Source organism: Serratia sp. Nf2 (assembly GCF_003028435.1).
Taxonomy (GTDB): Bacteria; Pseudomonadota; Gammaproteobacteria; order Enterobacterales; family Enterobacteriaceae; genus Serratia; species Serratia marcescens_L.
On record NZ_PYTW01000003.1, the window covers coordinates 156,747 to 171,071 of the forward strand.

General features: G+C 60.7%; 11 protein-coding genes and 1 other RNA gene. 3 read left to right on the forward strand and 9 right to left on the reverse strand.

Annotated features, from left to right (window positions below):
• Positions 1-47: 47 nt before the first annotated feature.
• Genes sufE through sufA form a run of 6 tightly spaced genes read right to left on the reverse strand, consistent with a single transcriptional unit; the run spans position 48 to position 5,657 of the window.
• Positions 48-464, reverse strand: coding sequence for a cysteine desulfuration protein SufE (sufE, locus tag C9411_RS08540; RefSeq protein WP_107226871.1), 417 nt, complete (start codon positions 462-464; stop codon positions 48-50).
• A 36-nt stretch (positions 465-500) separates the two neighbouring features.
• The gene (gene sufS, locus C9411_RS08545) at positions 501-1,727 is read right to left on the reverse strand and encodes a cysteine desulfurase SufS (RefSeq protein ID WP_107226872.1); all 1,227 of its coding nucleotides are present in this window, start codon (positions 1,725-1,727) and stop codon (positions 501-503) included.
• Positions 1,724-3,010: a Fe-S cluster assembly protein SufD gene (gene sufD / locus C9411_RS08550; RefSeq protein ID WP_107226873.1), complete on the reverse strand. Its 1,287-nt coding sequence runs from the start codon at positions 3,008-3,010 to the stop codon at positions 1,724-1,726. The genes sufS and sufD overlap by 4 nt, the downstream gene beginning before the upstream one ends.
• A complete protein-coding gene (gene sufC / locus C9411_RS08555) occupies positions 2,985-3,731 on the reverse strand; it encodes a Fe-S cluster assembly ATPase SufC (protein ID WP_004931365.1) in 747 nt (248 codons plus the stop codon). The genes sufD and sufC overlap by 26 nt, the downstream gene beginning before the upstream one ends.
• Positions 3,732-3,774: 43 nt before the next feature.
• Complete coding sequence (gene sufB, locus C9411_RS08560) at positions 3,775-5,271, reverse strand: Fe-S cluster assembly protein SufB (protein WP_033638360.1); 1,497 nt, start codon at positions 5,269-5,271, stop codon at positions 3,775-3,777.
• Between the two features lie 14 nt (positions 5,272-5,285).
• The gene (gene sufA / locus C9411_RS08565) at positions 5,286-5,657 is read right to left on the reverse strand and encodes a Fe-S cluster assembly scaffold SufA (RefSeq protein WP_004931368.1); all 372 of its coding nucleotides are present in this window, start codon (positions 5,655-5,657) and stop codon (positions 5,286-5,288) included.
• A gap of 526 nt (positions 5,658-6,183) precedes the next feature.
• On the opposite strand from sufA, the gene C9411_RS08570 reads away from it, so the two are divergent.
• Entirely contained in the window at positions 6,184-6,588 is a 405-nt protein-coding gene (locus C9411_RS08570; RefSeq protein WP_004931369.1) for a hypothetical protein, read from the forward strand.
• Between the two features lie 45 nt (positions 6,589-6,633).
• Here C9411_RS08570 and menI read toward each other — a convergent pair whose 3' ends face one another.
• Both menI and C9411_RS08580 read right to left on the reverse strand, forming a co-directional pair.
• A complete protein-coding gene (menI, locus tag C9411_RS08575) occupies positions 6,634-7,050 on the reverse strand; it encodes a 1,4-dihydroxy-2-naphthoyl-CoA hydrolase (RefSeq protein ID WP_016927938.1) in 417 nt (138 codons plus the stop codon).
• Positions 7,047-10,103, reverse strand: a complete 3,057-nt coding sequence (locus C9411_RS08580; RefSeq protein WP_107226874.1) for an FAD-binding and (Fe-S)-binding domain-containing protein — start codon at positions 10,101-10,103, stop codon at positions 7,047-7,049. The genes menI and C9411_RS08580 overlap by 4 nt, the downstream gene beginning before the upstream one ends.
• 244 nt (positions 10,104-10,347) lie before the next feature.
• On the opposite strand from C9411_RS08580, the gene ydiK reads away from it, so the two are divergent.
• Both ydiK and rprA read left to right on the forward strand, forming a co-directional pair.
• Positions 10,348-11,448 (forward strand): AI-2E family transporter YdiK, encoded by a 1,101-nt coding sequence (ydiK, locus tag C9411_RS08585; RefSeq protein WP_025302642.1) that lies wholly within the window; start codon positions 10,348-10,350, stop codon positions 11,446-11,448.
• A gap of 256 nt (positions 11,449-11,704) precedes the next feature.
• Positions 11,705-11,816, forward strand: an RNA gene (gene rprA / locus C9411_RS08590) — antisense sRNA RprA.
• Between the two features lie 109 nt (positions 11,817-11,925).
• Here rprA and ppsA read toward each other — a convergent pair.
• Positions 11,926-14,304 (reverse strand): phosphoenolpyruvate synthase, encoded by a 2,379-nt coding sequence (gene ppsA, locus C9411_RS08595; protein ID WP_107226875.1) that lies wholly within the window; start codon positions 14,302-14,304, stop codon positions 11,926-11,928.
• Between the last annotated feature and the right edge of the window lie 21 nt (positions 14,305-14,325).

Consider the following 14,325-nt stretch of genomic DNA (forward strand, 5'->3'; position numbering starts at 1 on the left):
GACAAAGCGGAGGTATCAATGAGCCTTGAGGATGCGGGCGTTATGGGTCAGGCCAGCTGCGCCGCTTTGCTGCGAATGGCGCGGATCATCGCCTCCAACCCCTGTGAGCGTGAAGGCGTCAGGTGCTGGCTGAGCGCCAGCTCGGCGAAAAACGGCCGCACGTCGAGCTCGACAATCTGCTGCGGCGTCAATTGGCGATACAGAATAAACACCACCGCCAGCAGCCCTTTGACGATCGCCGCGTCGCTGTCGCCGTGAAACTCGACCTGCCCCTGCTCATCGCGGCGCATCACGATCCACACCTGGCTCTGACAGCCGGAGATCAGGTTGCCGGCCTGCCGCTCGGCCTCTTCCAGCGGCGGCAATTTGGCGCCGAGTTCAATCACGTACAGGTATTTCTCCTCCCAGTTCAAACAGCGGGAGAAATTACGCACCAATTTATCTTTGTCCGGCAAATTCGCCATGGGGATCCTTTTGTACCGCCGGGGACGCGCCCCGGCCTAGCCTAATAGCTGATGAATGCGTTGCAGCCCGGCCACCAGCCGGTCCACCTCTTCGCGGGTATTATATAACGCCAGCGAAGCGCGGCACATGCTCGGCACCTGATAAAACGCCATCAGCGGCATGGCGCAGTGATGGCCGGTGCGAATGGCGATGCCGTACTGATCGAGGAAGCTGCCGACGTCATAGGCATGGTGTTCACCTAGATTGAAGGCGATCACCCCGGCGCGATGGGCCGGGCCATAGACTTTCAGCGTCGGCACCTGGCTGAGCGCCTTCAGCGCGTAGTGCATCAGCGACTGTTCATAATCGTGGATCGCATTCAGGCCCAGGGCTTCGACGTAATCGAACGCCGCCCCCAGCCCCATGATGCCGGCGGTGTTCGGCGAACCGGCCTCAAAGCGCCACGGCGGATCGGCAAAGGTGGTGCCCGCCGTCAGGCTGACCTGGCGGATCATCGAGCCGCCCCCTTCCCACGGCGGCATCTGCTGCAGCAGCGCCTGACGGCCATACAGCATGCCGATGCCGGAAGGGCCGTACAGCTTGTGGCCGGAAAACACGTAAAAATCGCAGTCCAGCGCCTGGACATCGACGCGCTGGTGCATCACCGCCTGCGCGCCGTCCACCAGCACCGTCAAATCCGGCGCCAGGGCTCTGGCGCGGGCGATGATGTCACGCACCGGGTTGACGGTGCCCAGCACGTTGGAGACCTCGGTCAGCGCCAGCAGTTTACAGGACGAGTCGACCAGCTCCGGCAGCAGCGCCAGATCCAGCGTACCGTCCGGCTGCAGCGGCCACACCCGCAGCTGCAGCCCGCGCTCCTGCGCCAGCATCTGCCACGGCACGATGTTGGCGTGGTGCTCCATCTCGGTGATGAGAATCGCATCGCCCGGCTGCAGCAGGTGGCGGCCAAAGCTGTTGGCCACCAGATTGATGCCTTCGGTGGTGCCCTTGACGAACACCATCTCTTCCGCCGAGGCGGCGTTGATAAAGCGCGCCGCCTGTTCCCGCACCGCTTCCATCTGCTGAGTCGCTTCGGCGCTCAGGGTGTGAATGCCGCGATGCACCGCCGCATAACCGTGGCGGTAGAACGCCAGCTCGCGGTCGATCACCGCCTGCGGTTTCTGCGCGCTGGCGGCGCTGTCGAGATAGGCCAGCGGTTGGCCGTTCACCTCACGCGCCAGCAGCGGGAAATCGCCGCGCACGCGTTCAATCGGATAACTCATGCAGCCTCCCCCGGCAGGCGCTGGGCGATGCGCGCCAGCACCCGTTCCCGGATGGTGTCATTGGCGATGCCTTCGGTCAGCTCGGCGGCGAAGGCAAAGATGATCATCTGCTGCGCCGCGTGTTTGTCGATGCCGCGCGACTGCAGATAGAACAGCTGCTCTTCATCGATGCGCCCCACGGTGGCGCCGTGGCTGCATTTGACGTCGTCGGCGTAGATCTCCAGCTGCGGCTTGGTATCCACTTCCGCCACCTTACCCAACAGCAGGTTGTGGTTGGTCATCTGGCCGTCGGTTTTGATCGCGTGCTTGGCCACTTTGATCATGCCGTTGAACACCGCCTTGCCGCGATCGCTGACCACGGTTTTATGCAGCTGGCGGCTTTCGCAATAGCCTTTGTTATGCTCCAGATAGGTGCGGGTATCACAGATCTCTTTGCCCACCGGCAGCACCAGGCTGTTGATCACCAGATTTGCGCCTTCGCCGTTCAGCTGTGCGCTGGTGTTGTGCCGCGTCAGGCCGGCGCCCAGCAGGAAGCTGTCGCTTTTCACCCGCGCGTCGCGGCCGATAACCAGATCGTTGTGGGCAAAGTGGTAGCTTGGCTGGCTCTCAAACGCCAGCTTGCAGTGCAACAGCCCGGCGTTGTCCGCCACGTTGGCGGTCAGGCGCGCGCCGGTGAAGTGCGCGGCCTCGCCTAGGCTGACATAGTGTTCGATCACTTCCGCCTCGGCCCCGCGCCCGATCTCCAGATGATGGCGGTGATGCACGGTGTTCACTTCCCCGGTGGCACCGCGTCCGCTGCTAATATGCAGCAGGTACAGCGGGCGTGCCGGAGCTTTGCCGGCCGGCAAGCGAATCAGGCTGGTTTCCTGCGCCAGGCTTTCGGTCAGGTGCAGGAAAACCTCCGGCTGGATCGGCTCCGGCAGCGCCTGCGGCGTGCCGTAGGCGGTCAAATCGAACTGGTAGTCGCCCAGATCGCCATCGCTCAGCGCGGCGCTGTAGCGGCCGTCGATAAACACCAGCCGGCAGGCATCAATGCCAAGCGCCAGCGCCTCGAGCTGTTCTGCGCTCACCAATGCGGGCTGCGGCTCGAGGAACTGCTGCTCCAGCAAGCTCTCCAGCGGCGTGTATTTCCAGTTCTCATGCTTGCGCGTCGGCCAGCCGAGGCGCAACGCCTGCTGCCAGTGGGCCAGCGCATGCGGCGAACGCTCGCCGCCGCGGCCTTCGAACAGGCGATACAGCTGCTGCAGCGCGTTTGAATTACTGTTGGTCGGTAAGCCAGCCATAGCCCTGCTCCTCCAACTGTTTCACCAGCGAGAAATCGCCGGATTTGACGATGCGCCCCTGGGACAGCACGTGTACATAATCCGGTTTGATGTAGTCCAGAATGCGCTGATAGTGGGTCACGATGATAAAGGCGCGCTTGCCGTCCCGCAGCGAGTTGACGCCGTTGGCGACGATCTTGAGCGCGTCGATGTCCAGGCCCGAATCGGTTTCATCGAGAATGCACAGATCCGGCTCCAGCGCCGCCATCTGCAGAATGTCGTTGCGTTTTTTCTCGCCGCCGGAGAAGCCGACGTTGACCGAACGGGTCAGCAGATCGGCCGGCATATCCAGCAGCGCGATTTTCTCTTCGATGAAATCGGCGAAGTCAAAGCGATCCAGCGGCTCCTGCTCGCGGTATTTACGCACCGCGTTGACCGACGTCTGCAGGAAGAAGTGGTTGCTGACGCCGGGGATCTCCACCGGGTACTGGAAGGCCAGGAACACGCCTTCACCGGCGCGATCTTCCGGATCCAGCTCCAGCAGATCCTTGCCCTTGAAGGTAACTTCCCCTTCGGTCACTTCGTACTCTTCACGCCCGGCCAGCGTGGCGGACAGCGTGCTCTTGCCCGAGCCGTTCGGCCCCATGATGGCGTGCACTTCGCCCGGTTTGATCTCCAGATCCAATCCCTTGAGGATCTCGTTGCCTTCCACGCTGACTTTCAAATTCTTGATGCTTAACATGCTGTGTCCTCAGATAGCGCCGGCGGCGCTAAAAATGCGGCGATTAACCCACGCTGTGTTCCAGGCTGATGGCCAGAAGTTTCTGCGCCTCGACGGCGAACTCCAGCGGCAGCTCGGAGAAAACGTCCTTGCAGAAACCGTTGACGATCATCGAAATGGCGTCATCCTCGCTGATGCCGCGCTGCAGGCAGTAGAACAGCTGGTCATCGCCGATCTTCGAGGTGGTGGCTTCGTGCTCCAGCTGAGCGCTGTTGTTGCGCGCTTCAACGTAAGGGAACGTGTGGGCACCGCTGTCCGGCCCGATCAGCATCGAGTCGCACTGGGTAAAGTTACGGGCGTTTTCCGCCCCCGGCAGGATTTTCACCAGGCCGCGATAAGTGTTCTCGCTGTGGCCGGCGGAGATGCCTTTGGCGATGATGGTCGACTTGGTGTTTTTGCCGATGTGGATCATCTTGGTGCCGGTGTCCGCCTGTTGATGGCCGCTGGTCAGCGCCACCGAGAAGAATTCGCCGATCGAATTGTCGCCCTGCAGGATCACGCTTGGGTATTTCCAGGTGATGGCCGAGCCGGTTTCCGACTGGGTCCAGGACATTTTCGAGCCAGCGCCTTCGCACAGCGCGCGCTTGGTGACGAAGTTGAGGATGCCGCCCTTGCTCTCGCCGCCGGAGAACCAGTTCTGCACCGTCGAGTATTTCACTTCGGCGTCTTTATGCAGGATCACTTCCACCACCGCCGCGTGCAGCTGGTAGCTGTCGCGCACCGGGGCGGAGCAGCCTTCGATGTAGCTGACATAGCTGCCTTCGTCGGCGATCAGGATGGTGCGTTCGAACTGGCCGGTTTTCGCGGCGTTGATGCGGAAATAGGTCGACAGCTCCATCGGGCAGCGCACGCCTTTCGGCACATAGACGAAGGTGCCGTCGGAGGCCACCGCGGCGTTCAGCGCGGCGAAGAAATTATCGTTGGAGGGCACCACGCGCCCCAGGTACTGACGCACCAGATCCGGGTATTCCTGGATCGCTTCGCCGAACGAGCAGAAGATCACCCCGCTTTCCGCCAGTTTTTCACGGTAAGTGGTAGCGACCGAGACCGAGTCGAAGATGGCGTCCACCGCCACCTCGCTGCCCTCGCGCACCGGCACGCCGAGCTGATTGAACGCCAGCTCCACTTCGCTGGTCAGGTAATCTTTTTCCGTCGCCGCGCCCGGTTGCTGCTCGGCGCCGGGTTGCGAACCGCAGGCGTCGTCGCAGCTGCCGCAGGACGGCGCCGAATAGTAACTGTAGTCCTGGTAGTTCAGGCGATCATAATTGGCCTTCAGCCAGTGCGGCTCTTCCATCTGCAGCCAGGCGCGGTAGGCCTCAAGGCGGAATTCCAGCATCCACTCGGGTTCGTTGCGCTTGGCCGAGATGGCGCGCACCACCTCTTCGTTGATGCCTTTGGCCAACTCATCGGTTGCCAGCTGGGTGAAGAAACCTTCTTTGTAGCGACCTTCGCTGACCCAAGCCTGCACTTCATTAGGCATTTCTACATTGCTTCGTGTCATGTTGATTGCATCGCTCAAACGCCAAAGCTCTCGCCGCACCCGCAGGCATGCTGAGCTTTAGGGTTGTTGAATTTGAATATCTGATTCAGCCCTTCGCGGACGTAATCTACCGTGGTGCCATCGATGAACGGCATGGCTTTCAGCGGCACATAGAGTTTGGCGCCGTCGCGCTCAAACAGCAGATCGTCATCGGCGGGTTCGCGGGTCAGATCCAGCACATAGGCAAAGCCGGCGCAGCCGGATTGTTTCACCCCTAGCTGCAGCCCTTTCACCTGCGGATCCTGCTGCATCAGTTTCGTTATTTGTCGTACGGCGCTGTCGCTGAGCGAAATGCCTTGCCAGACATTTTCATCCAGAGAAAAAGTGCCGACATTTTCCGTTTGCATAGGGTCTACCTCACACTCGTGTTTGGCCACAGCCAATCTGGGTTGCTTATATGTTAGTGATAACGATTATCACTTCAACCGTTTGTTTTGCGGGGGTATCCGCCGCGAGCGCGGTTTTTCGCTGCGGCGCGCGGCAAGCCAACGGGACACCCGTGGCCGCTTGCGGCGTCAGGCGGCAAGGTGTGCATGCTATCCCTATGAATTCGTTATCTATCCTGCATCACCGTACCGCACTCCCCGGTGGCCCGTCAGCGTTACAGCGCTGCGGTGCGTTGCCGATCTAAACATTCATAGAAAATACCTATTTCTGCATTCTGTCTGTCGTAAATGTGCGTTTATCGGCATTTCGCGGCGCAACGCGCGCGCGCGCCCTCAGATTAAAGTTTAGTCGCTCAGGATTAAGTTGGGTCGTCGGCGGCCTTTTACACCCCGCGCGATGAAAAAACGCCACGCCGGGGATTGATCGGCAACGCGGCAGTTTATATGATAATGATTATCATTCAATTGTAATTTGAGCGCGAAGCCAATGACTCTTTCGATCAACGCATGGTTGCTGGGCAAGATTGATGACTACAAATTCAGCGTGCGCGACGCCACGGTGGACTTTTACATGGCCGAAGCGGCGCTGCGGCGCCCGGAATGCAATATCGACCACCTGAAGCGGTACAACAGCGTCAGCCTCACCATGGCCAATCTGTGCCTGGAAAACGGCGACGACGACAGCTATCTGCACGCGCTCAGCAAGCTGCATAACCGGCTGATCGTCGAAATCAACAACCCGCAGCGCTGCCAGCTGTTTCGGGTGCAAAGCTACCACTTCGCCCGCCACACGCTGACGCTGATCTGCCAAAAATATGCAATGGAAGGCACCTGGGAGAAGGCGAACGCGTTTCAGAAGGACTTCGTCAAACGCGTGCCGTTTCAGCTGTAAAGCGAAAGGCTCCGCAGGCCGATCGCCTGCGGAAACCGGCGGGAATCAGTCGATGACCGCCGTGGTCAGACGCGAGGTGCAGCACAACCGATCGCGCGCGTCGAAGATCTCGATTTGCCACACCTGATGGCGACGGCCGACGTGCAGTGCGCGACACACCCCGCGCACCTGGCCATCGAATACCGCGCGCAGGTGGTTGGCGTTGATCTCCAGCCCCACCACTTTCTGCTCGCCTTCGCTGCACAGGTAACCGGCCATCGATCCCATCGATTCCGCCAGCACCACCGACGCCCCGCCGTGCAACAGCCCGAACGGCTGCCGGGTGCGGCCGTCGACCGGCATGGTGGCCTCGAGGAAATCCTCTCCCAGTTGGGTAAACTCGATGCCCACATGGCTGACCATGCAGCCGTCGCCGGCGCGGTTCAGCTGCTCCAGCGATGTTTCACGTTTCCACAATTTCACTCAATCATCTCCAGAAGTGCCTGTAATGGGTGACGCACGCCATTGCCCTCGATGCGTTTCACCTGGCTGCGGCAGGAATAACCGGTCGCCAGGCAGCGCTGCCGCGGCAAACGCTGCAGCGTCGGATGCCATGATAGCTCATAAATGCCGAGCGAGTTTTGCAGGTTCTTGGCTTCATGCCCGTAAGTGCCCGCCATGCCGCAGCAGCCAACGCTGACGTTCTCCAGTTTGGCGCCGAAGCGGGCGAAGATCGCCGCCCACTGTTGGCCGCTCGCCGGCAGCGCGGTGGTTTCGGTGCAGTGACCGAACAGATACCACGGCTCGCCGGTCGCCGGCTGTTCGGCGCGATCCGCGATCCGCTGTTGCAACCATTCATGCACCAGCTGCACCTGAAAATCGCCGCGTTCGGCGCCGAGGATCTCGCGGTATTCGTCGCGGTAGCACAGCACCAGCGCCGGATCGACGCCCACCAGCGGCATATCGAGCTGCGCCACGCGGTTGAGAAAATCGGCGGTTTTGCGCGCGGTGCGGGCGAACCGCGTCAGGAAACCTTTCACATGCTGCGCCTTGCCGTTTGGCGAGAACGGCAGCAGCACCGGTTTATAGCCAAGCTTCTCCACCAGCCGGACAAAGTCCGCCACCACTTTGGCGTCGTAATAGCTGGTAAACGGATCCTGGACGATCAGCACGTGCTCTGCGCGCTGCTCGGCGCTAAGCCCTTCCAACTGCTCCAGCGTCAGCGTGGTCGCGCGGTGGCCGGACAGTTGCTGGCGCAGCGTCGGGCTGGACAGCAGCGGCAGATCGACCATGCCGATGGCGTTGCGGCTCATCTCCCGCAGCCACGGCTGGCGGAAGAAGAAGTTGAACACCTTCGGCGCGCGGGCCATCAACGGGGTATAGCTCTCTACGCCGGCGACCATGTAGTCGCTCACCGGGCGCAAATAGCGAGTGTGGTAGAGCTGCAGGAAGCGCGAACGGAATCCCGGCACGTCAATCTTGATCGGGCACTGGGTGGAGCAGGCCTTACAGGCCAGGCAGCCGGACATCGCCTCTTTCACTTCGTGCGAGAAGTCGTACTCGCCCTTGCCGGCATGCCAGCTGTTGCGGGTCTTTTCGATCAGGCCGCGCAAGCTGAGGCGCTGCTGCGGCAACTGTTTTTCCAGCGCCAAAGGATCGACGCCCTGCTCGGCCAACAGACGCAGCCACTCGCGCACCAGCGTCGCCCGCCCTTTCGGTGAATGAATGCGGTTGCCGCTGATTTTCATCGACGGGCACATCGGGCTGCGCACGTCGAAGTTGAAGCACAGGCCGTTGCCGTTACACTCCAGCGCGCCGCGGAACGAGGTGCGCACCTCGACCGGGATCTGGCGATCGAAGGTGCCGCGTTTGACTGCGTCCACCTGCATCATCGGCGCATCCACCGCCAGCGGCGAACAGATCTTGCCCGGATTCAGGCGGTTATCCGGATCGAACGCCGCCTTGATGCGGCACAGCTCCTCATACAGCGTTTCCCCGAAGAATTCAGGGCTGTATTGCGCGCGGAAACCCTTGCCGTGTTCACCCCACAGCAGGCCGCCGTATTTGGCGGTCAGCGCCACCACCTGATCGGAGATCTGCTTCATCAGCACCTCCTGCTGCGGGTCGCACATGTCGAGCGCCGGGCGCACGTGCAGCACCCCGGCGTCGACGTGGCCGAACATGCCGTAGCTCAGGTTGTGATCGTCGAGCAGTTGACGGAATTCAACGATATAGTCCGCCAGGTGTTGCGGCGGCACGCAGGTGTCCTCGGCGAACGGAATCGGCTTGGCGCGCCCTTTGGCGTTGCCCAGCAGCCCAACCGCCTTCTTGCGCATGTTGTAAATACGCTCGATGCCCACCAGATCGCCGCAGATTTGGTAACCGATCACGCCGCCCTGCCGCTGCGCGATCAATTCGTCCAGCCGTTGACACAGGGTTTCCATCTGGCCGTCGATCAGCACCCGATCGTCGCCGGCGAACTCGACGATGTTCAGCCCGAGCATCTCTTTATCCGGCACGTCGGCGATCAGTTCGTTCACCGAGTGCCAAACGATGTCTTCACGCGCCAGGTTCAGCACCTTGGAATCGATGGTTTCCACCGACAGCGCCTTGGCTTCGACCATAAAGGGCGCATTGCGCAGCGCCGAGTCGAAGGAGTCGTATTTCACGTTGACCAGGCGGCGCACTTTCGGCAGCGGCGTGATGTCCAGCCGCGCTTCGGTAATAAACGCCAGCGTGCCTTCGGCGCCGGTCAGGATGCGCGTCAAATCGAAGGTTTGCAGATCGTCGCTCAGCACGTGGCGCAGATCGTAACCGGTGAGGAAGCGGTTGAGCTTGGGGAATTTCTCCAGGATCAGCGCGCGCTGCTCGCGGCAGCGGTTCAGCACCGTGCGGTAGATGCGCCCTTCGACGGTCTCTTCCAGAGCAATCGTTTCCGCCAGCGCCGTCGGCATGGCGCGGGTATCGATCATCTCACCGCCCAGCAGCACCGCCCGCAGGCCCAACACGTGATCGGAGGTTTTGCCGTACACCAGCGAGCCCTGGCCGGAGGCGTCGGTGTTGATCATGCCGCCCAGCGTGGCACGGTTGCTGGTGGACAGTTCCGGCGAGAAGAAGTAGCCGAACGGCCGCAGGTATTGATTCAGCTGATCCTTGATCACCCCGGCTTCGACTTTTACCCAGCCTTGTTCGACGTTGATCTCCAGAATGCGGTTCATATGTCGCGACATATCGACCACGATACCGGTATTGAGCGACTGGCCGTTGGTGCCGGTGCCGCCGCCGCGCGGGCTGAAGGTCAGCGTATTGAATCGCTCTTCCCCGGCCAGACGGGCGATCAGCGCCACGTCGGCGGTGGAACGGGGGAACACCACCGCATCGGGCAACAACTGATAAATGCTGTTGTCGGTGGCCATCGTCAGCCGGTCGGCATAGCTGGTGGCGGTATCGCCGTTGAATCCGTTTTGCTTCAGTGCTTCCAAAAAGTCGAGCACCCGTTGAACGAGGCCGGGCGCCTGAGAAATCTGTGGGATCATTCGCTTTTTTGACCCTGTCCGTCTATTTTTTATGCGCTGATGTACGCTGAATCGGGCCTTTAATTCAGACCCACCCTATTTTTTAGTGATACTAAAAACTAACATACTCGTTTAGTGAAGGCATTCACATTATTACCGCCCCGCGAGCGCCGCCACAGGCGGCCGACCGGCGGTGATAAACCGACCGACAGGCACCCGATTCGCCGGTGCCAGGGATTTAATTGACCAGGATGAGAAGCCACTGATGCCACTCCCGCAATCGCGTTACGACTTACCGCGAATTATTTTCGGCGTGCTGTTTATCGCCATCATGATCGTCGCCTGTTTTTGGGTGATCCAACCGTTTATTCTCGGCTTCGCCTGGGCGGGCATGGTGGTGATCGCCACTTGGCCGCTGCTGCTCAAACTGCAAAAACTGCTGTGGGGCCGCCGCTCGCTGGCGGTGTTGGTCATGACCCTGCTGCTGATCCTGCTGTTCATTCTGCCGATTTCCCTGCTGATCAGCAGCGTGGTGGATAACAGCGCGCCGCTGATCGCCTGGGCCAGTTCGCCAGGCAAGCTGCATATTCCCGATCTCGCCTGGCTACAGTCCGTGCCGATGATCGGTGACAGGCTCTATACCAGCTACCACACGCTGGTGAACGCCGGCGGCGCCGCACTGCTGGCGAAGGTGCAACCGTACTTCGGCCAGACCGCCACCTGGTTCGTGGCGCAGGCGGCGCATATCGGCCGTCTGCTGCTGCACTGCGCGCTGATGCTGCTGTTCAGCGCCTTGTTGTATGCGCGCGGCGAGCAGGTGGCGCTGGGTATCCGTCACTTTGCGGTGCGCCTCGGCTCCAAACGCGGCGATGCGGCGGTGCTGCTGGGCGGCCAGGCGATCCGCGCCGTCGCGCTGGGCGTGGTGGTGACGGCGTTGGTGCAGTCGGTGCTGGGCGGCATCGGTCTGGCGGTGAGCGGCATTCCGGCCGCCACTCTGCTGACGATGCTGATCTTTATCTGCTGCGTGGCGCAATTGGGGCCGCTGTTGGTGCTGGTGCCGGCCATCATCTGGCTGTACTGGCACGGCGACACCACCTGGGGCACCGTGCTGCTGGTCTGGAGCTGCGTGGTAGCCACGCTGGATAACGTGCTGCGCCCGGTGCTGATCCGCATGGGCGCCGATCTGCCGCTGCTGCTGATCCTGTCCGGCGTTATCGGCGGTTTGCTGGCCTTCGGCATGATTGGCCTGTTCATCGGCCCGGTGGTATTGGCGGTATCTTATCGCCTGCTGACCGCCTGGATGGATGAAGCGCCGGAGCCGACCACCGCGCCGGAGCAAGTCATCGAAGATCTGGAAAAACGCTGATTCCCCTCTTCCGCCCGCACCGCCGGGCGGAACATTTCACTCCGGTCATTATTCCTACCTCATTCGAGTAATATCTCCGCCAAATATAATGCCGCCATATATTGATTACGGTACAGCGAATGAAAGGTGCAATGTAAATCCCTGTTTGTTGCAAACGGCAAAAAGAGATAACTCCCGCAAATAAAATGTGATGCCGCTATCGATTAGGATGATTCTTAATGACTAGTCGCGTTCAAAAATCTAGTATTATGGCCATCTATTGCTTCAAATCACTGATTTTAAAGCAACCTTTCTGAACAATGTAATGCCATACATGTGAATTGCTGTGTGTAGTCTTTGCCCATCTCCTACGGTGGGCTTTTTTTTATTCTTTTTTCGCCGAATTGATTACTTTACGCGCCGTTATTTACATTCAGAAATAAAAAGGCCGCAGCGTTAACTGCGGCCCGACGTTAATGCCTCAGCGAAGACGAGACATTATTTCTTTTTCGACAAATTGATCCAGGTCTGCACCACGGTGTCCGGATTGAGCGACAGGCTGTCGATGCCCTGCTCCATCAGCCACTCGGCGAAGTCTTCGTGGTCGGATGGGCCCTGGCCGCAGATGCCGACGTATTTGCCGTGGCGCTTGGCCGCCTGAATCGCCATCGACAGCAGCGCTTTCACCGCCTCGTTGCGTTCGTCGAACAGCTCCGACACCACGCCGGAATCGCGATCCAGCCCCAATGCCAGCTGGGTCATGTCGTTGGAACCGATGGAGAAGCCGTCGAAGTGCTCGAGGAACTGATCCGCCAACAGCGCATTAGACGGGATCTCGCACATCATGATTACTTTCAGCCCATTTTCGCCGCGCTTCAGCCCCTGACGCGCCAGCTCGGCCACCACCGCTTCCGCCTGCGCCACGGTGCGCACGAACGGCACCATGATTTCGACGTTGGTCAGCCCCATTTCGTTACGCACGCGTTTCACCGCCTCGCACTCCAGCGCGAAGCAATCGCGGAAGCTGTCGGCCACGTAACGGCCGGCGCCGCGGAAGCCCAGCATCGGGTTCTCTTCGTGCGGTTCATACTTGTCACCGCCCACCAGGTTGGCGTACTCGTTGGATTTAAAGTCGGACAGGCGCACGATCACGCGCTTCGGCCAGAAGGCGGCGCCCAGCGTCGCGATACCCTCGGTCAGACGGCCGACGTAGAACTCGACCGGGTGATCGTAACCCTGCATCAACGCGCGAATTTCGTTTTGCAGCGCCGGCGTCTGCTGGTCGAACTCCAGCAGCGCGCGCGGGTGCACGCCGATCATGCGGTTAATGATAAATTCCAGCCGCGCCAGGCCCACGCCTTCGTTCGGCAAGCGTGCGAAGTCGAAGGCGCGATCCGGGTTGCCGACGTTCATCATGATCTTCAGCGGTAGATCCGGCAGCTCGGTCACTTCGGAGCTCTGCACGCTGAAGTCCAGCATATCGCTGTAAACGAAGCCGGTATCGCCTTCCGCGCAGGAGACGGTGACTTTCTGGCCATCTTTCAGCACGTCGGTGGCGTGGCCGCAGCCCACCACCGCCGGAATGCCCAGCTCACGGGCAATGATCGCCGCGTGACAGGTGCGCCCGCCGCGGTTGGTGACGATCGCGGCGGCTTTCTTCATGATCGGTTCCCAATCCGGGTCGGTCATGTCGGTCACCAGCACGTCGCCCGGCAGGATGCGATCCATTTCGCTGATGTCGTGGATCACTTTCACCGGACCGGCGCCGATACGGTGGCCGATGGCACGGCCTTCCACCAGCACCGGGCTGGTGCCGTTCAGCTGGTAGCGCTCCATGGTCTGCTCGTTGGAGCGCACGGTTTCCGGGCGCGCCTGCACGATCAGCAGCTTGCCGGTATGGCCGTCTTTCGCCCACTCGATATCCATCGGGCGGCCGTAATGTTTTTCGATCAGGATCGCCTGCTGCGCCAGCGCCTGCACTTCGTCATCCGTCAGCGAGAAACGGCTGCGCTGCGCTTCCGGCACGTCTTCGATGCGCACCTGCTTGCCGTGATCCTGCGACGGTGCGTACACCATGCGGATCTTTTTCGAGCCCAGGTTACGGCGCACGATCGCCGGCTTGCCGTTTTGCAGCGTCGGTTTGTGCACGTAGAACTCATCCGGGTTCACCGCGCCTTGCACCACCATTTCACCCAGGCCGAAGGCGGAGGTGATGAATACCACCTGATCAAAGCCGGACTCGGTGTCGATGGTGAACATCACGCCCGAGGAGGCCAGATCGGAGCGCACCATACGCTGTACGCCCGCCGACAGCGCCACGCCGCGGTGGTCGTAACCCTGGTGCACGCGATAAGAGATGGCGCGGTCGTTGAACAACGACGCGAACACGTGCTTGATCGCCACCATCACGGCGTCGATGCCCTGCACATTGAGGAAGGTTTCCTGCTGGCCGGCAAAGGACGCGTCCGGCATGTCTTCCGCCGTGGCGGAGGAGCGCACCGCAAAAGAGGCTTCCGGTTCGCCGTCGGCGAGCTGTTGGTAAGCCTGATGAATTTCACGTTCGAACTCGGCGTGGAACGGCGTGTCGATCACCCATTGGCGGATCTGGGCGCCGGCCTTGGCCAGTTGTGCAACGTCGTCAACGTCGGTCTGATCCAGTAGCTGATAGATGCGCTGGTTAACACCGCTTTGTTCGAGGAAATCGTTAAACGCCTGTGCGGTGGTGGCAAAACCGTTTGGCACGGCCACGCCCAAATCGGAAAGATTGGTGATCATTTCACCGAGGGAGGCGTTTTTGCCGCCGACACGGTCAACGTCGTGCATGCCAAGCTGGTTGTACCAAAGCACATTACGCAAGTCTGGGCCATTGTTGGACATCGAGACAATCCTTATTGCTAT

Excerpts from the sequence above, each read along its gene's own strand:
- sufE (WP_107226871.1), bottom strand. The coding sequence starts at position 464 with ATGGCGAATTTGCCGGACAAAGATAAATTGGTGCGTAATTTCTCCCGC.
- sufS (WP_107226872.1), bottom strand. The coding sequence starts at position 1,727 with ATGAGTTATCCGATTGAACGCGTGCGCGGCGATTTCCCGCTGCTGGCG.
- sufD (WP_107226873.1), bottom strand. The coding sequence starts at position 3,010 with ATGGCTGGCTTACCGACCAACAGTAATTCAAACGCGCTGCAGCAGCTG.
- sufC (WP_004931365.1), bottom strand. The coding sequence starts at position 3,731 with ATGTTAAGCATCAAGAATTTGAAAGTCAGCGTGGAAGGCAACGAGATC.
- sufB (WP_033638360.1), bottom strand. The coding sequence starts at position 5,271 with ATGACACGAAGCAATGTAGAAATGCCTAATGAAGTGCAGGCTTGGGTC.
- sufA (WP_004931368.1), bottom strand. The coding sequence starts at position 5,657 with ATGCAAACGGAAAATGTCGGCACTTTTTCTCTGGATGAAAATGTCTGG.
- C9411_RS08570 (WP_004931369.1), top strand. The coding sequence starts at position 6,184 with ATGACTCTTTCGATCAACGCATGGTTGCTGGGCAAGATTGATGACTAC.
- C9411_RS08580 (WP_107226874.1), bottom strand. The coding sequence starts at position 10,103 with ATGATCCCACAGATTTCTCAGGCGCCCGGCCTCGTTCAACGGGTGCTC.
- ydiK (WP_025302642.1), top strand. The coding sequence starts at position 10,348 with ATGCCACTCCCGCAATCGCGTTACGACTTACCGCGAATTATTTTCGGC.
- ppsA (WP_107226875.1), bottom strand. The coding sequence starts at position 14,304 with ATGTCCAACAATGGCCCAGACTTGCGTAATGTGCTTTGGTACAACCAG.